The sequence below is a fragment of the Kaistella jeonii genome (genome assembly GCF_000812865.1).
In the GTDB taxonomy this organism is placed as follows: domain Bacteria; phylum Bacteroidota; class Bacteroidia; order Flavobacteriales; family Weeksellaceae; genus Kaistella; species Kaistella jeonii.
Genome location: NZ_JSYL01000009.1, coordinates 31,973 through 50,017 on the forward strand (window position 1 = coordinate 31,973; position 18,045 = coordinate 50,017).

Sequence of the window (18,045 nt, forward strand, 5' to 3'; positions counted from 1 at the left end):
TTACTTTAATTTACTGATTGCTAAATATCCAATGAAGGTGAAATTCTCCTGATTTTCACTTTCTGTTTTTTCTAAAATAATGGAATATTTTTCCTTCATTATCAAAGGTAAAATATCATTTACTTTGAAAATATCATCGATATCCACTCCGTGTTTATCATCAATATGACTCACTGCTTCGGGAAATCCCATGGTTTTATAGAATTCCGTTTTTTTAACTCTTCGAATAATTTTAGACATCGACTGGTCGACCATTAAAATTTGTTCATGAAGTTCCTCAAATTGTCCTCTCTTGTAACCGCCGAGATTAATAAAGAAAAGATGATTCTCCGGAATGTCAGAATTTTTCTCTACGATTTTCACTTCGAAACCATCAACAAATTGAACTTCTTTGTAACCGTCGATATGGATTTTTCCTTTCGCTTCGGGCCAGAATTTTTTCATATCCGGAATTAGATCTTTCAGATTTTCAGCGATACCGAAGAAGACATCGTGCTGTTCTATATTTCTACCGATTGGCGTTGCACCGAGATTGACGTAAAATAATTTCATAGTTGAAAAAAACAAAAATACAATTTATAAAAATTCCAGATATCAGTTTACTCCTTATTTTTGATGCTTAAAATTTCTTTAAACTATTCAAAATTCTTAAATTTGTGAAATGTCGGAAATATTTATTCTGTTCTTCGGAGCCGTTTCCGCCGGATTACTTGGATCCTTAACCGGATTAGGCGGCGGTGTAGTTATCATTCCTTTACTTACTCTTGGCTTTGGTGTACCGATGCATTACGCGATCGGCGCATCATTAATTTCTGTCATCGGAACTTCTTCCGGTGCTGCTGCAGCTTTTGTAAAAGAAGGTTTTACCAATGTAAGAATAGGAATGTTCTTAGAAATTGCCACCACAACTGGTGCGATTGGCGGCGCTTTAATCTCGGGTTTGCTGAATGCGAATACGATCGGAATTATTTTTGCGAGTATTTTAATTCTTACCGTAATTCTCAATTTGAGGAAAAAACCGGATCATCAGGAACCCTTAATCGAAGGAAGTCTGGAACATCGGCTTCAACTTTTTGGAACTTTTCCTGATAAAGGTGTGATCAAAGCTTATTCTGCTCGAAATACCATTCCTGGATTTTTTATGATGTCATTTGCCGGCGTAATGTCGGGACTTCTCGGGATTGGTTCAGGAGCGCTAAAAGTTTTAGCCATGGACAATATGATGAAACTTCCGTTTAAAGTTTCTACGACGACGAGTAACTTTATGATCGGTGTCACTGCAGTAGCAAGTTCGCTTATCTACTTTCAGCGTGGCGAAATTATTCCTGTAATTGTAGCGCCAGTTTTGATCGGAGTAGTTTTAGGAAGTTTTATCGGTTCGAAAACATTAATGGTTTCACAGACCAAAAAATTAAAAGTAGTATTCGCAGTAGTCGTTTCTATTCTGTCGATTTATATGATGTACAACGGTCTTAACCATAATTTTAAATAATGAAAAGACATTTCACAGATTTAGATCTTAACCGTTCCGTGGGAAATCTTCTGCGTTTGGGAGTTATTTTTTCGGTAATCACGTCATTTATTGGCTTCATTAAATTATTTTTTGAAGGATTTGAAATGCCGAAAGATTACGCGTTATTAGAAGTTCCGGTAGGTACGATCTGGCAAAGTTTTTTTGCTTCTTTGAGTAGATTGGAAGGAATGGGGATTATTCAACTTGGTATTTTATTGCTTATCCTGACTCCGCTTGTAAGAATTATATTCGCGCTGGTTGGTTATATTAAAGAGAAAGATTATACCTATGTCATCGTTTCTGCAATCGTTCTGGGAATTATGCTGGTGAGTTTCTTGATGGGTTTTGCTCACTAAACAATCAGTTTTTTTCGACAAAAATTTATTAGTTTGATTTCGCCATTTCGTGGCTGGAATTTTTATTTGAAAATTTAGATTTTTTATATTATTCAAATTTTATATTGCTTTTTACTATTCATATTGTTCATAGGGCTTCACCCTATGCTATTGATGTCGCCACTTCGTGGCTTTTTGGTGGGAAATCTTAATTGTCATAATTTATTTCTCACCAATTTAATGGTGAGAAAAATTTAGAAAAAGGATAAGGTTTTAAAAATTTGCAGCTTGAAAATTGCTTAGGTAAATGCAATATTTTTTAGAATAGCTTCGGCTTTGAGTTCGGTTTCATTCCATTCTTTTTCGACAGAACTATCGGCAGTTATTCCGCCACCAACGTAGATTAATGCTGCATTTTTGAAAAATTCTGCACAACGTAAATTGACGAAATATTGAATGTAATCTTCGGTTTCAACACGAATGTAACCTGCATATAAATTTCGTGAATGCTTTTCAAACTGTCGAATTGCATTTTTGCAAAAATCCTTCGGAATTCCACAAACTGCAGGAGTTGGATGCAATTCTGAAATGATCTTTTCTAAATTTTCTGCCTTAATTTTCACCTTGAAATCAGTGCGTAAATGTTTGATATTTCCTGAAATGTGATCGTAAGTTTCAGATTGCTCAATTTCTTCGGAAAATTCTTTTAAAACATCGTGAATAAAATCGGTAACCGGTTGCTGCTCCTCAATTTCTTTGGAAGTCCAATCTTCATTCACAGGAATTGTTCCTGCCAAACTCATGGTTTCAAACTGAGAAGTTTTCTTATTAAATTTCCCCAAAACTTCGGAAAAAGCACCTAACCAACATTTGCCGTCTTTAATAAAAAAATAGACAAAAGCATTTGGATAAGCTTCGCAAAGATTCAGAAATGTTTCGGATAAATTAATTTTTGAACCATTAAAATTGAGTAGTTTTCTTCTGGAAATTACCAGCTTTGAAAGGTCATTTATTTTAATGAAATCAATAACTTCTACCAGTTTTTCCTGATATTTAGGTTGCTTTTCCTCCCAAAATTCCATGAGATTGGAGGACAATAAATCGCTATTATAATGCTGCTTCGCAAAATCTTCGATAGTTATTTCTTCGATATCTCCTTCAAAATCGATTACTTCAGATTGATCGAAAGAAAAAAAAGACACAGGATTTTTATCTGAATTTTCATCAGTTGTGTATATCTTTTCGGAAAAGGGAAATCTGAAATAGAGCATATCGAATTATTTATATTCCAAAAAAAAGATTTAAAGTAATTCTAATATTATCGGGGAATGATATTGTTGGTCATTGTCGTATGATTGATCAACTCTCCTTTTTCGTCGCGAATTTCGATTTCGGAAACATGCATCGTCCTGCCTTTCCTGATGAATCTTGCAGTTCCTGTAACGATTCCATTTTTTTTACTTCGCAAATGATTAGAATTAATATTGGTTCCGACAGGTGCAAATTTTTCGGTATCGACATGCAAAACGGATAAGCTTGAGCCTAAAGTTTCAGCCAGAACACAACTTGCTCCACCGTGCAGAATTCCGTACGGTTGATGAACTTTCGGAGTTACAGGCATTGTTGCAGTCAAGGTATCTTTGGTGACATCGGTAAAAATAATATCTAGTGTTTTACCCAAAGTTTCTTCGCCCCAATTATTGAGTTTCTCTAAAATCTGTTCTTTATTTTCCATTATAATTTGAGGTTGAGGTTGAGGTTGAGATTAGAAAATTTTTGGATTCCAGTTTTCGGGAACTTTTGGTGTTCTTTTTTTGTAATATTCTTCCATTTCGCCCATTATATCTTCATAAGTTCGGGTTTCCAAATCGTGTACCGAAATCATCTTTCCCAGATAAATCGCTTTGTCCTTGAAATCTCCCGACGCAATAACAAGGGGAACTTTCGCGGCTAAAGCCATATGATAAAAACCTTTTCGCCATTTTGGCACCCAACTTCTGGTTCCTTCCGGCGTGATGACTAAACTGAAATCTTCTTTCGCAAATTTATCGGCAACAAATTTTATCAAATTATTTTTTTGGGCCCGGTCAATTCCTACTCCACCCATTGCTTTTACTAAAAATCCGTACCAGGCTTTCGTATGAGCATCTTTGATGATTACTTTCAGCGGTTTTCCCAAAGACCAGTACGCAAGATTTCCCAACATGTATTCTTCATTGGCTGTATGTGGCGCTACAACTAAGATACAGCGATCCAAATTATTAACATCTCCTTCCAGAACGACTTTCCAACCGATTATTTTGAGGATTAATTTTGCGAGAAATTTTTTCATTTTTAAGAGTATAAGGATTGAATAGCAATAAGTTAAAACAAAAAAGTATAACCAAAAGACTTGGTTATACTTTTACAAATATATTGAAATTATTCTGTCTAAATTAAACTGCTGATGAAATCCATGATTTTCATTGCGATTTCGAATACGAACTGTACCATGATTTTGTATTTTAATTGTTAACTGATTTACTTCTCTATTTAACTGTACGAAATTACTCTAATTATAATGTAAAATACCTTCGTAAATGTTAAATTTTCTTTAAATTTTTGCCATCATGAACAAGCGAAAAGCGAATTATTATTAAACTTATTTTATAAGATCACAATTTCGCTTTTGCTCATCCACTCTCATTTACTTAGTCTTAATGGAAATTTCTTTTTTACCATTTTTGATTGAAATATCTACATCTTTTATATTTCGCAAATTATTTTTCATCGAATCCATGATTTGATCTGCGGCTTCTTTCGGCATTTTCTTTCCGTTAATGATCACGCTGTCTTTATCATTTTCATTATACTGAATCGTAGATCCGTTGATCTTGATTTTGTTTTTACTGATCTCGATTCCATTGGAGTTGTCATTTTCATCGCTATTATCATTTGAAACGCTACCATTTCCATTTAAATCACCTTCTAACTGGAGCACATTATCTCTTACTTTGAAGACTTGCATTTTCTGAGGAACTACCAGCTCATAATTTACATTATAATCTCTAAATCTGTGTTGATAAGGATATTTCATGTAATTCGGTAATAAGATCTTATTTCCCTCAATTTCTACGTCAACATTCATTTGCATCGGAAGATTGTACCCTTTTCCTTCTTTTTTAATGATTAAATATGGCTTTGTAATATTAGATTTTCTCGTTACATCTATGGTAGGATAATCTTCTTCATAAACCATTTTTCGATCAGAATAAATATCATCGTCATACGCTATAAAACTCTGTGGAATGGTAACCTGCTTCATGTCAACATATAAACTGTCGGATATGGTGTTGATATCAACGTTTTCAGTGTCTTCTTTATGACCTTTCAAAAAGGCTTCTTTTTTTGCCATACTGACTCCGAAGTACGCTCCAAGTCCCATTAAAATTATAAATAAAGCACCGATCACCCAACCAATATTTCTCAATTTAGTCTTTGGGGAAAATATTTTAATACTTAATAAACTGAAGAGAATGGCAGGAATTAAAGAGCCGATGATGATGATCGCGGACAAAACGTTGTATAACCCATCATCATTAAAATAGAATTTCATTTCGTTCGCACCAGGAAAATTAGAATCTATACCGAACATTCCGAAGAGTACAAATACGCCAATAATACTGCTTACCGCCATTAAGGCTAAAATCGCACCGACGAAATATTTTATAACATTCCAGAGACCGCTTCCTGCATTGTTGATGTAAGGTTTATTTTCGGTGTAAATTTCTCCAACTCTTTGCGTAGATTCGTTCGCAAACTGCACCAATTTGTTCGATTCACTTTTAAGATTATCGAAGTTCATCGGTTTTCCCTTCATTTTTAAAAAATCGGTCGCAGTTTCTGCGTTTGGTAAAACGATCCAAAGAATTACGTAAATTAAAATGATCAAAGTAGTAGAGATCGCAGCGGTAAATATTCCTAAAATTGCGATTCCTAACCAGATTGCACGCATTGCGCTCACATCCATTCCAACATAATGTGCTAAACCTGCACAAACTCCGGCGATTTTTTGTTTTTCCGGATCACGGAAGAGTTGTTTTGAACCGCTGTAATTTGCAGAAGTACGCTGCTCATTTCGGGCTGTTTTTTCAGAAAAGTAAGCCTCTTCCTGCTCTTCGATCTGTTCTGGTCTTCCGATCTGGGAAATAACTCTTTCCACATCGATATCATTGATCACTTCGCGTTTTCCAAGAGAATCTTTGAAAATTTCAACCATTCTGATTTCAATATCATGCATTACTTCTTCTGCTTCATTGGCATCTAAAGAATTTCTGAGCGCTGCAAGATAATCACTGAGTTTAATATATGCGTGTTCCTCGATTGTGAAAGAGAAACCGGCGAGTCCTATTGAGAGTGTCTTGTTCATGGTATTAAGAATTTGGTTGGAACGCGCTTTCAGGTGCGCCCGTCGGATTAGTGTTTTTAGTTATTTGGTTTACTGAGTCTGTCAGTTCGTTCCAGGTATTTCGAAGTTCAGCGAGAAATAACTTGCCTTTTTCCGTCATCTGGTAATATTTTCTGGGCGGTCCTCCTGTAGATTCTTCCCATCGGTAAGAGAGGAACTCGCCGTTTTTTAATCTTGTGAGGAGAGGATACAGCGTTCCTTCCACCACATCTAGTTTTCCTGTTTTAAGTTCATCGATCAGATCGGAAACATACATTTCTCTCTGGTCAATTAAACTCAAAATACAGAATTCCAGAATTCCTTTTCGCATCTGCGCTTTGGTGTTTTCTGTGTTCATTATTTTTGGGTTATTAATTAGTTTAATGATTAAAGTAAGTTTTTTGAGAAATTAATAATCATCGATTCATTACTCTTTCTCAATCTTACTATGCAAAGATATAAAATTAATTTAGTATTATGCAATACAAAGTAGTAATATTTTTATATTTTTTTAAAATAAATTCCTAGTTATTAAGATCATGGTCAGGAAAACCCAGTGAAAATAAGCATTTCAGAAATTTCATAAGTGCCAGTTTTAGATAAAAAAAAATCCGCCTCATTGCTGAGGCGGATCCTTATTTAAAAGAAATATTCAGAAAATATTACTTTTTGATTGCTTTGATCGATTTAATTGTTCCGTCTTCCATATGAAGATTAACAATGTATAAACCAGTTTTCAAATCAGAAACCTGAAGTTCAGTACTTGGTTTCATCGTTTTAACTTGTCTTCCGGAAACATCACTGATTGTAATGGATTTAACTCCTTTCACATCAGAAATATTCAATACATCTTTGAATGGATTCGGATAAACAGAAACTTTGTTTTTATCTACGTTTACAGTTGCTGTAGTAACGTCTTTTACGAAAAGCGTGTAATCTTCTACTTGTCCGTAAGACGAACCTACAGTAGAACAACCATTTGCAAAATTCGTCAAGTTAGGATCTGTAGATGGACCAGTTGACGCGTAAAATGCAGATTTAACTCGCATTCTTGTATTTCCTAATTTCGCAGTTGAAGGTACAGAAATAGTTCCTGTTGCTGGCGTTCCAGTAACACCATTGGAGCCTTGTATTTTAACGAATGTTGGTACAGTTGTGAAGTATTTTTCACCTGCATCATCAAAATCACCATCTTGATTCCAGTCAATAAATACTGCAAAGAAATGGTAAAACGATGCTCCATCTGTATTAGCATTCAATGAAATTGGATAGTCTGTTCCAGTTAGAACCGTTCCTACAATACTTGTAAAATCTTCGTAGCCCGGAGTTCCTCCAACTACTGCAGATGTGGTATTGTTAATATTAGCTATTGTAACATTTGTCGTAGGTTCTACACTACCCGGAGCAAAACCAGGCGCAGGAAGACAGTAAAGAACTGCTGCTGCCGTGAATGAAATTCCTGTACAACCCGTTGCGTCACCAATCACGTTGTATGGTACAACTTTCGCGTAATACGTTACTCCTGAAGTTAAAGCAGCTTGATAAGAAGTTGTAGTAACGACAACTCCATTTGCAACATCTGTTCCTCCTAAAGTAGTTCCAATATATAATTTATATCCAGAAGCTTCTGCTACAGCTCCCCAAGTTATAAGTCCATTCGCTGGGAATGTTGTAGAACCATCTACTGGTGCTGAAATTGTAGCACATAAAGGTGCATCTGTAAGAAGGGTTACTGAAAGTGTATAGTCTTCAGTTTGTCCGTTAGTCATATTTGCACAAGCATCGGATAATGCAGGCTGTAAAGTTGTTGTACTTCCGTTAAAGTTGTACTTAACTCTCATTCTTTTCATTCCAACAGTAGTTCCAACTGGAACTGCAAGTGATCCTGATAAATTGATTGGAGTTCCTGTTCCAGTTACCAATGGTAGATCCTGGAAATATTTTTCATTAGCATCATTAAAATCTCCATCTTCATTCCAGTCAACAAATACGGTCATACCGAAAACGTTTGCACCTAATCCTGTTGCAATTGCAGTTAGAGGATAAGTACTACCTGACTTCACATTAAATACGGTAGTAGTGAAATCTTCATAAGCAGGTGCTCCTGTAGCAGCAGATGAAGTTTTAGTTGCACCATTCAAACTAACTGAAGATAGCGGATACACCGTTGAGGTAGCTGTAATTCCACCACAATAAGCGATATTGGCATCAGATGTAAATGTGATTCCAGTACATCCTGTAGCATCACCATTTAGGTTAGATGGTACTACTTTTGCGTAGTACATTGTTGATTTTGCTAATGTGAAATTAAGACTTGTTCCAGCAACAGTTCCAGTATATAATTCTGATCCACCTGGAGTAGTACCAACAGTAACTTTATAATTAACTGCTGTAGGTACTGCGCTCCATTTCATACTAGCTGTACCAGCGGATATTGTAGATCCATCTGCAGGACTTGTAATAGTAGTACATGCAGGTGCAGCAATTACAGTATTATCTTGATTAACAATAATGTCATCAAGATAAATACCTGCATTAGCAGTTCCTGATCTGGTAAACCACGCTCCAACTCCAACAATATCACCTGGTTGAAATGTTCCAGAAGGAAGCGTTGCTGTAAGCGTGCTACATGTTGTAAGTGCACCTGTAGCTAAAGTAACCACAGTACCAACATAATTAATAGACCATAAAGCAGTTACTGAATCATACACGAAATAAGCTAACTGAATTGTTCCTGTAACTCCAGCTGCTTTTTTGTAACTTACACTAAAATCAACTTTTTGTCCATTATTAGTTTGACCAAGAGTACTTAGATCAATCATATAACCACTTTGTGTAATACTAGCAGTGGGTAGGATTCTTCCTCCAAAAGCACCGTTACATGCAGCTCCTGCGAATTGTGATCCACCACCAAATTGTTTGTAGGTTGTCACATTGTAACCTGGATTTTCAAAATCACCCGTATAACTATACTGGGCGCTCGAAGTAATACCTAGTGCTAAGAAGCACGATAGTAAAAATTTCTTCATAATAATTATTATTTTGTTAAACTTTCCAAAACTAATGAATTATTATTACATAATCGAGAAAATAATTTAAAAAGAGTCAATAACATTCAAAAAAGATTGCAAAGTATTGAAACTTAGCTTAAGATTTATTAATACAAACTCTTTTGAAATTACCTCCTTTAAATCTTTTATTTAAACTTTGTTTCTGCGCTAAAAAAGTGACCTAACCTTCTATTTTCTGCCTGTAATGCTTCCATTTTATTGAGAAGGCGATGAATTACTTCTAAACCAGGCAAATTTATTTCAAGATCATAATGCCAGTTTGCAAACCGCTCAAAAGCCGGCAATTCATCATAAAGCAAATACTTCACTTCATTGTCATTTTCAGTCTTCAACAGTCCCGACTCTTCCAGAGAATCAAAGAAAGTGATTTCTATATCGTAAATTCTTACGAGTTCTTCCCGGGAAATTCTATCACTCATTTTTTAAATCTTTTAATTGTTGAAATAATTCTTTTTCTTTCTCTGTCAAATTGGTAGGAATTTTCACGATGAACGTCACAAACAGATCTCCAAATTCACCTTCCTTTTTATATACTGGGAAACCTTTACCTTTTAACCGAACTTTTGTTCCGTTTTGGGTTTCGGGTTTTACTTTTAAATTAACACTTCCTTCCAAAGTTTTTATAGGAACTTCACCCCCTAAAACAGCCGTATAAAAGTCAATTTCAACCTCGGATGTTAAATTGTCGCCATTTCTTTTAAATTCAGAATCTTCTTTAATATTGAAGGTGATAAACAGATCGCCGTTTGGACCGCCATTATGTCCAGGATTTCCGTGGCCTTTTAATTTAATTTTCTGACCATCTGTAACTCCGGCGGGAATTGTAATTCTCACCTTTTTGCCATTAATATCAAAAGTTTGCTGATGGGTTTTTGCGGCGTCACGCAGGTTCAGATTCAAACTTGCTTCTACATCCTGACCTTTAAATTTTCCAGAGGCACTTCCGCGCGAACTTCTACCGCCGGAACTTCCACCAAACATACTTTGGAAAAAATCTGAAAAATCGCCACCTTCACCAAAATCTGCACCAGAGTAATTTCCATAATTTCCACCTTGCTGAGATTGCTGCGATCGTTGCTGCTGTTGCGCTTTTTCATATTCTTCGCCGTGTTTCCAGTGTTCACCATATTGGTCATACTTTTTTCTGTTCGTAACATTGCTCAGAACTTCGTTGGCTTCATTGAGCTCTTTGAATTTTTTTTCTGATTCTTTATCTCCGGGATTTACGTCTGGATGATATTTACGCGCTAATTTTCGGTACGCCTTTTTTATTTCGTCGGGAGTCGCTTTTTTATCAATGCCCAGAACTTTGTAATAATCGATATATGCCATACAATAATGATTTACTCAAATTTAAAAAAACTAAAATGATTGGAGTTCTAAAGTTCTGTTAAAACTTTCTATTTATTTTTATTAAATTTAAACAAAACTAAACTTTAAGTTAAATATCGTTTAAATAAAAATGACTTCTCTATTATTCGATTTAAAACATTATGAAAAAATCTCTTTACATTCTCTCACTTTTATTAATGGTTTCTTGCTCAAAAGAAAGCAAAATAATTTCTGAAATTTTACCTCAAGATTCAACCAAGTTAATTCCCGTTGATTCATTAAAAAACGCAAATCTTAAAACAGAATCAGGAAAATTAAGTAAGGAAGAAACTTTGAAAAAATTGAATAATGAAATTCTTTCCACTTTAAAATCTAAAGACTACGACAGTTTTTCGAATTACATTCATCCAGAAAAGGGAATTACATTTTCGATGTATTCCTACATTAATCCAAAAAAAGACAAACATTTCAGTGGGGAAGGTTTCAAAAATTACAGCGCTACAAAAACCAGATTTACATGGGGAGAAAAAGATGGAACCGGTGATTTATTGGTCCTTTCTATAAAAGATTATATGACTGAATGGGTTTTCACAAGAAATTTCAAAAATTCAGAGTTTTATTTTAATGAGTTTAAAGGAATTGGAAATACCATTAATAACATCAAGAAAATTTATCCTAACGATCTATTTACCGAAAATTTTATTCCAGGAACAGAAATATTTAGCGGAATGGATTGGAGTTCGCTGATCTTCGTTTTTGAACAATACAACGACAACTATTATCTTGTTGCTGTTGCCAATAATTCCTGGACTACTTAGAATTAAAAAGCATTACCTACTTTTTATAAAAATGCAACTTCGAAATTATTCGAAGTTGCATTTATTTTTAAGATTAAAGAGTGCTTATTTGTAAGCTTCAATCGTTTTATTTAGTAAATCAATTTGCTGATTAATCGTTGGACTCGAAGGATTTGCTTTTAAAACAAGCATTTTCTTCGCTAGACCATCTTTTAAAATTTGCACGATCATCATTTTCGCTTGTGGATTGCTTCCGATTTGACCTTTAACCTGATTCAAAACTTTCGTTACATTTTCCGTCGCTTTTAAATTATCAGAACTCATGATCCAGTTGAAACCATCTTCTGCAGCAGCTCCCAGTTCTGGTTTCTGGAATTTTAGGAAAGGATAAAAAGCCGCAGTTGCTGCAATTGCAGGCATTTGTTTCTCGATTTTATTTTTAACGATGATGGGTAAAAGTTCTGCGATCACTTCATCACCTGCACCTTCCAAATCAATTTTATCAGCTAAAGCCGCTATTTTAGATGGATCAACTGCCGCAATTCCGGAGAGTGAATTGGCCTTCACCGAATTGGAAACCGCATTCATTCCTTTTTCAAAGAGCGGAAGATATTTTTTATCTTTTGTTTTTCCTAAAGCAGAAATTGCCGCCGCCTGAACCAAAGTTTTCGGGTCACTGGAAGCCATTTTTTCAACTTCAGAAAGAGCTGCTTTTGTCTGATCAGGTTTAGATAGATCTAATCCAAGAGCAGCTTTCACGCGAATTCTAAAATTAGAATCTTTCAAGGCTGCAATCACTGTTTTTAAAGCAGCCGGGTTTTTAGAAATGTTCTCGATTGCATTTTCTACGGCTTTGTATCTGCTCAAAAATTCAGTGGAGTTTTGATATTGCATTAAATATTGCTCAGGAGTTTTGGTATCCGTAAATTCTGCCAGCAAAACGCCATCTGCATTGATATTCACTAAATCTGGACTTTTTCCTACTTGAAAAGTGAAATCATTTTTTTCTTTCGCATCTACCCAAACATTTTTTCGGGAAGGTTTTCCATTTTCGAAAACATCGATAGCTAAAGGAAACTGAAAATTCTGTCCGATTTGATTTTGATTAATGGTAACCGTCACCTCTTTTTTGATTGGTTCAAAAGTAGTGGTGTAAGAAAGTTTCGGATTTCCGCTGCCGAAATACCATTGGTTGAAGAACCAGTTTAAATCTTTTCCTGAAACTTTTTCTAAAGATAATCGAAGTTGATGCGCTTCGCCAGTTCCGTATTCATTCGTTTTCAAATAATCATTTAAACCAGCAAAAAAAGCATCATCTCCTAAATAATTTCTAAGCATGTGAAGAATTGAGCCTCCTTTATTATAGGAAACACCATCGAAAACATCTTCCCGCGATTTATAACTAAAACGAACCAAGTCTTTTGTAATGTTCGAAGGATCCATCATATATCCTTTACTTTCTTTCATCAAACCATAATCAGCGATATCTTTTCCGTATTTATGTTCGTTCCAGAGATATTGGGAATAGTTCGCAAAAGACTCATTAACAGTGATATTGCTCCAGCTTTCTGCGGTGACAAGATCGCCAAACCAATGGTGAAACAATTCGTGAGCAATGGTGTCTTCCCAACGATTTTCATCAATTAAATCTCCAGGTTTTTGCTGTGCAGATTCCTGGTGAAGCGTTGCTGTCGTATTTTCCATCGCGCCAGAAACGTAATCTCTACCTGTAATTTGCGAATATTTAGACCATGGGTAATCGTAGTTTAATCTTTTCGAAAAGAACTCGATCATTTCCGGTGTGTTTCCGAAAATCTGTTTTGCATAAGGTTCATATTCTTTTTCTACATAATAATCGACGTCGATATTTCTCCATTTATCTTTTACAATGGCATAATCACCAACTCCCATGAAAAATAAATAAGGCGAATGTTTTTTGTCCATCACCCAATGATCAGTTCGTAAACCGTTGCTTTCTTTGGTAGAAGATTTCATGATCCCGTTCGATAAAGTCACGTATTTATCGGGAACGGTCATGTAAATTTCTTCTGTTGTTTTTTGGTTGGTTTTATCAATGGTTGGAAACCAGGCGGAAGAAGATTCAGTTTCACCTTGCGTCCAGATTTGAGTTGGTTTATCGGCTTCTTTTCCTTGAGCATTGATGAAATAAAGACCTTTTGCATCGGTAATTGCAGCACTCCCTTTTTGAGTTATTTCGTTCGGACGCGCTGTATATTTGATATAAACAGTATAATCCTGATTCCTGTTGTAGGTTTTATCGAGGTTTATTTTGAGCATATCGTTTTTGTACTCATATTTCAAAGGACTTTTGCTGCCACTTTTATCTAAAGCAACTTCATGGATCAACATTCCTTTTGCGTTGAGAACCAAAGAATCGGTCGGATAAAAATAAGGTGAAGCAGTCAACCATTCTTCGCCGCCCATTTGTTCTTTTTGGTAATCTAAATTCACTTTTAATTTGGTGTGTTTCAATTCGGTCATTTTCGTGTGAGATCCACGATAAATTTCAGTTCTACCGGAAGTATCGGTTTGTGCCGCAAGATTTGCGGAGAATAAAATCCCGAGTAAACTGATGGAGATTAATAGTTTTTTCATATTTATTTCAATGATTTTTGTAAGAATTTTCAGACTGGTTTTTATGATTTCTTATTAACGAAGGTTTCGAACAGGTCATTAACAAAAGATTCGTAATCGCCTGTTTTCAGTTGTTCCTTGCTCTTGGTGACGGCTCTTTTCAGATCACTTTCTGTATTTTCGTCATCAACAATTTCAACAGATTTTACGCCTTTAATCTGAATTAAAAGTTCTGCTATTTTGCCCAACTCGGCATTTTCTTCGAGGTTAAGTTTTAATGATTTCATCGGTTGATTGGTAGTTAATTAATAGAAAAAGTTACAAAAAAAGTAAAGCATCAGAACTTCACTTCTAGTAATTATTGAAGTTTTAGGCAATAATTTTTTTTAAACAATAACTTGCAGCCCGACTTGAACGGAGCTCTTTTTGTGGAGCAAAGCGGAACAAAAAAGCGGGAGTGGAAGGTGGATTAAGCTGCCCAAAAAAAAATTAAACTTTATACTTTAAATCGCAACAGGCGCTTTAATTCCCGGATCTGGATTGTAATTTTCTAAAGTAAAATCTTCAAAATCGAAATCGAAAATATCCTTAATTTCAGGATTGAGTTTCATCGTTGGTAAATCTTTCGGCGTGCGGGAAAGTTGTTTATGAACTTGCTCGAAATGATTATTGTAAATATGAACATCGCCAAAAGTGTGCACATAATCGCCAACTTCTAAATCACAAACCTGCGCAACCATCATTAATAACAACGCATAACTCGCAATATTAAAAGGAACTCCCAGAAATACATCTGCACTTCTTTGATACAATTGCAGGGACAATTTTCCATCGGCTACATAAAACTGAAACAAAGCGTGACAAGGCGCTAAAGACATGTTGGGGATTTCAGCAGCATTCCAGGCGGAAACAATCAATCTTCGCGAATCCGGATTTTTTTTAATTTGATCAATGACTTCTGTGATCTGATCTACAACCTTTCCGTTTGCTCCAGTCCAACTTCTCCATTGTGCACCGTAAACAGGACCGAGATCGCCATTTTCATCTGCCCATTCGTTCCAGATTGAAACGCCGTTGTCATTTAAATATTTAATATTGGTATCGCCTTTTAAAAACCAAAGCAATTCATAAATGATCGATTTCAAATGAACTTTTTTCGTCGTTACCATCGGGAAACCTTTTGAAAGATCATAACGCAATTGATATCCAAAAACACTTCGGGTTCCTGTTCCTGTTCGATCGGTTTTATCGGTTCCGTTGTCTAAAATATGTTGAAGAAGGTGGAGGTAATTTTGCATGATCTAATAATGAGTAATTGGTAATTAGCAAGGAGTACTGTTGAAAATTTATTTAATGATTTACAAAAATAGGTATTTTTACCAAAGGTTCTTAATGATTTGTTTGGTGTTATTCAATGAAATCTCGTCGCCTTTATTCTTGTTAAATAATACTTTACCTAAAGGACTTTCAGTTGAAATTACAAATATTTTTTTTTCATTAAAAATAATTTCACCCAAGGAAACAGCGATATAAAAAAATCCTTTATCGGTTTGTACTAAACTTCCTAAACCAATTGTTTGATGAAGATTGGTATTTACAAAGGTTAAAGAATTCTTTGCCCGCACATTTTCATTCAATTGAATTTGCAGATTATTGATTTCCTGCTGCACCATTTCCCGCGTTGTTTCATATTTATCGCCCATCGAACTTTTGGTTTCGTTGTTCGAAGCTCGGGTTTCGGCAATCATTCTTTCTAAAGTTGCGATCTTCTCTGACAATTTTTCCTGAACGATTTTTAGGATTTCGGATTTGTTCATTTACAGTTTAAAATAAGATTTGGCTAAAGCCATTTGATTATTTTATTAATTTAAAACGGGCTAAAGCCCGTTCCTATTGATAATTCTATTTTATCTGGAAATTCTATTTTTCCATCACGGCATATCCGCCAATCGGCAAATAAAAACTTTTATCTTGTGCAAAATCTTTTATTGGACCGCTGAAAACATTTTTGAACTTTCCGGAAACATTTGCATCATCGATGGTAAAAGAAACAACTTCTTTCGACATATTTAAAACAACCAACACCTGATCTTTCCCATTCTTTCGAATGTACGCCAAAATTTTATCATCAGCGGAAGTTTTTAATAAATAAGTTGATGCCGCCGGATCGCCACCTCGTAACGCAGGATTTGAAGATTTTAAATCTAATAAAGTTTTATAAAAAGGTGCCATTTGATTGTTGCCGTTCCATTCAATAACATCTTTTTCAAAGAATTCGAGGCTTTTCATATTCGGTAATTCCTGCCCGGAATACAATAATGGAATTCCGTCCCAGGTTGCAGAAAAAACAGCTAAAGGTTTCGCGATATCACCATATTTTTCATATTCTGTTCCGTTCCAGGTATTTTCGTCGTGATTGCTTGTAAACCAAGCTCTCATTGATTTATCGCCAATCGCAGAATATTTTTGAAGCAGATCTCTTAAGTCAGAAAGTGGCAGATTTTTTTTGTAATAATCTTCAGTTTTATGCATCCAGGTCCAGGAATAACTCGCGTCGAAAACTTTCCCGTATTCGGGATTATCGAGTTCATCAAACTCTCCAATGAAAAAAAGGGATTTTATTTTTTCAATTTCAGGTCTTGCCTGTTCCCAGAAATCAACTTCAACCCAACTTGCCAAATCGCAACGGAATCCATCGATATTGGTTTCTTTAACCCAAAACTTCATGGCATCGATCATCGCCTGTCTCATCGCCGGATTTTTATAATCCAACTCTATGATATCATCCATCCCGGAAGCGATATGGAATTTTCCATCTGCGTTATGAAGATAATAATCTGGATGAGAAACCGTCCAGACGTGATCCCAACCGGTGTGATTGGCGACCCAATCGATAATTACTTTGAAACCCATTTTGTGCGCTTCATCGACCATGTGTTTAAAATCCTCCAAATTTCCAAATTCTGGATTTATGGAAACATAATCGTGCGCTGCATATTGACTTCCCATACTTCCTTTTTTTACCTTTTGGGAAATCGGCGTAATTGGCATGAACCACAAAGTTTTTACACCCATTTCTTTCAAACGCGGCAGGTCTTTTTCGAAAGCGCGAAAAGTTCCTTCTTGGGTATATTGTCTTACGTTAACCTCATAGATATTGGTATCGTGTTTCCACTCGCTGGGTGAATTGGTCATTTTTGTGGATTTTTTGGTGGCACAGGAAATAATTCCCAAACCGATAATGGCTAATAAAAATAGCTTTTTCATTCGGACTGATTTAGAACAAATATATTGATTTTTTATTTCAATTCTGAAGATTCATCGTTCGAAAAATTTGAATTATAAGCACAAAAAAACCTCTAAAAAAGAGGTTTTATATTTTAAATTGGATCTTCTTCGCTTTCGTCGAAGTTGTCATTATAGCCATCGTCTTCATCATCGTCAAAGCTTTCATCATCTTCATCTGCAAAACTGCCGGCGTTAAATTCGTCTTCGAAACTTCCAAATTCATCATCCATTATAGGCATTACCGAACTCTTACCATTTTTCTTAACCGTTTTACTTGGCGCTTTCAAAGGCATATTTCCAAACCGAAACATGGTGATCGGATAATTTACTGCATGTTTTTCTTCTAGTTCTTCTACTTTTTCACAGAAAAATTCCCAAAGATCCATAAACCCATACTGAAACTGAATTTTAGCACCAGGTTCTTCAAAAGCTTCGCTTAGATAAACATCGCTCATAATTTCTCCGTCGCCATCATCGCTCATATCTTCTAACGGAACGGTTTTTACGATAACGCCGTCTTTATCAAGAATGTTAAAGAGTGATAAATCTTCGCCCATAAGACTAAATGCACTTTTGATTCCCAAGTGCAGATTCCAAAGAGTTTGCTTTTCTTTGATCTCGATATCTCTGAAAATATCATCTTTGGCGTCTAAAATTACACGGATCTTATAAATCATTTTTGCTTAAA

General features: G+C 35.4%; 18 protein-coding genes. 3 read left to right on the top strand and 15 right to left on the bottom strand.

What is annotated here, in order from left to right:
• Nucleotides 1–552: a DUF1543 domain-containing protein gene (locus tag OA86_RS11855; RefSeq protein WP_039353494.1), complete on the bottom strand. Its 552-nt coding sequence runs from the start codon at nt 550–552 to the stop codon at nt 1–3.
• Between the two features lie 109 nt (nt 553–661).
• Here OA86_RS11855 and OA86_RS11860 point away from each other — a divergent pair, with 109 nt between their 5' ends.
• Together OA86_RS11860 and OA86_RS11865 are read left to right on the top strand one after the other, a co-directional pair.
• Nucleotides 662–1,492: a sulfite exporter TauE/SafE family protein gene (locus tag OA86_RS11860; protein WP_039353497.1), complete on the top strand. Its 831-nt coding sequence runs from the start codon at nt 662–664 to the stop codon at nt 1,490–1,492.
• On the top strand, nt 1,492–1,869 hold the full coding sequence (locus OA86_RS11865; RefSeq protein ID WP_039353499.1) for a DUF1634 domain-containing protein: 378 nt from the start codon (nt 1,492–1,494) through the stop codon (nt 1,867–1,869). The genes OA86_RS11860 and OA86_RS11865 overlap by 1 nt, the downstream gene beginning before the upstream one ends.
• A gap of 278 nt (nt 1,870–2,147) precedes the next feature.
• Here the strand turns inward: OA86_RS11865 and OA86_RS11870 are convergent, their stop codons facing one another.
• The 8 genes from OA86_RS11870 to OA86_RS11905 form a co-directional block, all read right to left on the bottom strand.
• Nucleotides 2,148–3,119, bottom strand: a complete 972-nt coding sequence (locus OA86_RS11870; RefSeq protein WP_039353503.1) for a chorismate-binding protein — start codon at nt 3,117–3,119, stop codon at nt 2,148–2,150.
• Nucleotides 3,120–3,166: 47 nt separating this feature from the next.
• Entirely contained in the window at nt 3,167–3,583 is a 417-nt protein-coding gene (locus OA86_RS11875; RefSeq protein ID WP_039353505.1) for a PaaI family thioesterase, read from the bottom strand.
• Nucleotides 3,584–3,613: 30 nt separating this feature from the next.
• Nucleotides 3,614–4,180, bottom strand: a complete 567-nt coding sequence (locus OA86_RS11880; protein ID WP_039353508.1) for a 1-acyl-sn-glycerol-3-phosphate acyltransferase — start codon at nt 4,178–4,180, stop codon at nt 3,614–3,616.
• 354 nt (nt 4,181–4,534) lie between these two features.
• Complete coding sequence (locus OA86_RS11885; RefSeq protein ID WP_039353511.1) at nt 4,535–6,256, bottom strand: PspC domain-containing protein; 1,722 nt, start codon at nt 6,254–6,256, stop codon at nt 4,535–4,537.
• 4 nt (nt 6,257–6,260) lie between these two features.
• Entirely contained in the window at nt 6,261–6,632 is a 372-nt protein-coding gene (locus tag OA86_RS11890; protein WP_052257504.1) for a PadR family transcriptional regulator, read from the bottom strand.
• Between the two features lie 304 nt (nt 6,633–6,936).
• Complete coding sequence (locus tag OA86_RS11895) at nt 6,937–9,303, bottom strand: T9SS type A sorting domain-containing protein (RefSeq protein ID WP_039353514.1); 2,367 nt, start codon at nt 9,301–9,303, stop codon at nt 6,937–6,939.
• A gap of 167 nt (nt 9,304–9,470) precedes the next feature.
• The gene (locus OA86_RS11900; RefSeq protein WP_039353515.1) at nt 9,471–9,764 is read right to left on the bottom strand and encodes a chaperone modulator CbpM; all 294 of its coding nucleotides are present in this window, start codon (nt 9,762–9,764) and stop codon (nt 9,471–9,473) included.
• A complete protein-coding gene (locus OA86_RS11905; RefSeq protein WP_039353516.1) occupies nt 9,757–10,677 on the bottom strand; it encodes a DnaJ C-terminal domain-containing protein in 921 nt (306 codons plus the stop codon). The genes OA86_RS11900 and OA86_RS11905 overlap by 8 nt, the downstream gene beginning before the upstream one ends.
• A gap of 161 nt (nt 10,678–10,838) precedes the next feature.
• Between OA86_RS11905 and OA86_RS11910 the strand changes: the two genes are divergently transcribed.
• The gene (locus OA86_RS11910; RefSeq protein WP_039353518.1) at nt 10,839–11,495 is read left to right on the top strand and encodes a hypothetical protein; all 657 of its coding nucleotides are present in this window, start codon (nt 10,839–10,841) and stop codon (nt 11,493–11,495) included.
• 84 nt (nt 11,496–11,579) lie between these two features.
• Here OA86_RS11910 and OA86_RS11915 read toward each other — a convergent pair whose 3' ends face one another.
• The 6 genes from OA86_RS11915 to OA86_RS11940 all read right to left on the bottom strand — a co-directional run bounded on the left by OA86_RS11915 (nt 11,580) and on the right by OA86_RS11940 (nt 18,034).
• Nucleotides 11,580–14,090, bottom strand: a complete 2,511-nt coding sequence (locus OA86_RS11915; RefSeq protein ID WP_039353519.1) for a M1 family metallopeptidase — start codon at nt 14,088–14,090, stop codon at nt 11,580–11,582.
• Between the two features lie 41 nt (nt 14,091–14,131).
• Nucleotides 14,132–14,356 carry a hypothetical protein gene (locus tag OA86_RS11920; protein WP_039353521.1) on the bottom strand — a complete coding sequence of 75 codons (225 nt, stop codon included), beginning with the start codon at nt 14,354–14,356 and terminating at the stop codon, nt 14,132–14,134.
• A 216-nt stretch (nt 14,357–14,572) separates the two neighbouring features.
• On the bottom strand, nt 14,573–15,367 hold the full coding sequence (locus OA86_RS11925) for a thymidylate synthase (protein ID WP_039353523.1): 795 nt from the start codon (nt 15,365–15,367) through the stop codon (nt 14,573–14,575).
• A gap of 78 nt (nt 15,368–15,445) precedes the next feature.
• Entirely contained in the window at nt 15,446–15,886 is a 441-nt protein-coding gene (locus tag OA86_RS11930; RefSeq protein WP_039353526.1) for a hypothetical protein, read from the bottom strand.
• 103 nt (nt 15,887–15,989) lie between these two features.
• The gene (locus OA86_RS11935; protein ID WP_039353528.1) at nt 15,990–17,336 is read right to left on the bottom strand and encodes an alpha-amylase family glycosyl hydrolase; all 1,347 of its coding nucleotides are present in this window, start codon (nt 17,334–17,336) and stop codon (nt 15,990–15,992) included.
• A gap of 113 nt (nt 17,337–17,449) precedes the next feature.
• Nucleotides 17,450–18,034 (bottom strand): IS1096 element passenger TnpR family protein, encoded by a 585-nt coding sequence (locus OA86_RS11940; protein ID WP_039353530.1) that lies wholly within the window; start codon nt 18,032–18,034, stop codon nt 17,450–17,452.
• Between the last annotated feature and the right edge of the window lie 11 nt (nt 18,035–18,045).

Coding starts and splice junctions, on each gene's coding strand:
- OA86_RS11855 (WP_039353494.1), bottom strand. CDS start 552: ATGAAATTATTTTACGTCAATCTCGGTGCAACGCCAATCGGTAGAAAT.
- OA86_RS11860 (WP_039353497.1), top strand. CDS start 662: ATGTCGGAAATATTTATTCTGTTCTTCGGAGCCGTTTCCGCCGGATTA.
- OA86_RS11865 (WP_039353499.1), top strand. CDS start 1,492: ATGAAAAGACATTTCACAGATTTAGATCTTAACCGTTCCGTGGGAAAT.
- OA86_RS11870 (WP_039353503.1), bottom strand. CDS start 3,119: ATGCTCTATTTCAGATTTCCCTTTTCCGAAAAGATATACACAACTGAT.
- OA86_RS11875 (WP_039353505.1), bottom strand. CDS start 3,583: ATGGAAAATAAAGAACAGATTTTAGAGAAACTCAATAATTGGGGCGAA.
- OA86_RS11880 (WP_039353508.1), bottom strand. CDS start 4,180: ATGAAAAAATTTCTCGCAAAATTAATCCTCAAAATAATCGGTTGGAAA.
- OA86_RS11885 (WP_039353511.1), bottom strand. CDS start 6,256: ATGAACAAGACACTCTCAATAGGACTCGCCGGTTTCTCTTTCACAATC.
- OA86_RS11890 (WP_052257504.1), bottom strand. CDS start 6,632: ATGAACACAGAAAACACCAAAGCGCAGATGCGAAAAGGAATTCTGGAA.
- OA86_RS11895 (WP_039353514.1), bottom strand. CDS start 9,303: ATGAAGAAATTTTTACTATCGTGCTTCTTAGCACTAGGTATTACTTCG.
- OA86_RS11900 (WP_039353515.1), bottom strand. CDS start 9,764: ATGAGTGATAGAATTTCCCGGGAAGAACTCGTAAGAATTTACGATATA.
- OA86_RS11905 (WP_039353516.1), bottom strand. CDS start 10,677: ATGGCATATATCGATTATTACAAAGTTCTGGGCATTGATAAAAAAGCG.
- OA86_RS11910 (WP_039353518.1), top strand. CDS start 10,839: ATGAAAAAATCTCTTTACATTCTCTCACTTTTATTAATGGTTTCTTGC.
- OA86_RS11915 (WP_039353519.1), bottom strand. CDS start 14,090: ATGAAAAAACTATTAATCTCCATCAGTTTACTCGGGATTTTATTCTCC.
- OA86_RS11920 (WP_039353521.1), bottom strand. CDS start 14,356: ATGAAATCATTAAAACTTAACCTCGAAGAAAATGCCGAGTTGGGCAAA.
- OA86_RS11925 (WP_039353523.1), bottom strand. CDS start 15,367: ATGCAAAATTACCTCCACCTTCTTCAACATATTTTAGACAACGGAACC.
- OA86_RS11930 (WP_039353526.1), bottom strand. CDS start 15,886: ATGAACAAATCCGAAATCCTAAAAATCGTTCAGGAAAAATTGTCAGAG.
- OA86_RS11935 (WP_039353528.1), bottom strand. CDS start 17,336: ATGAAAAAGCTATTTTTATTAGCCATTATCGGTTTGGGAATTATTTCC.
- OA86_RS11940 (WP_039353530.1), bottom strand. CDS start 18,034: ATGATTTATAAGATCCGTGTAATTTTAGACGCCAAAGATGATATTTTC.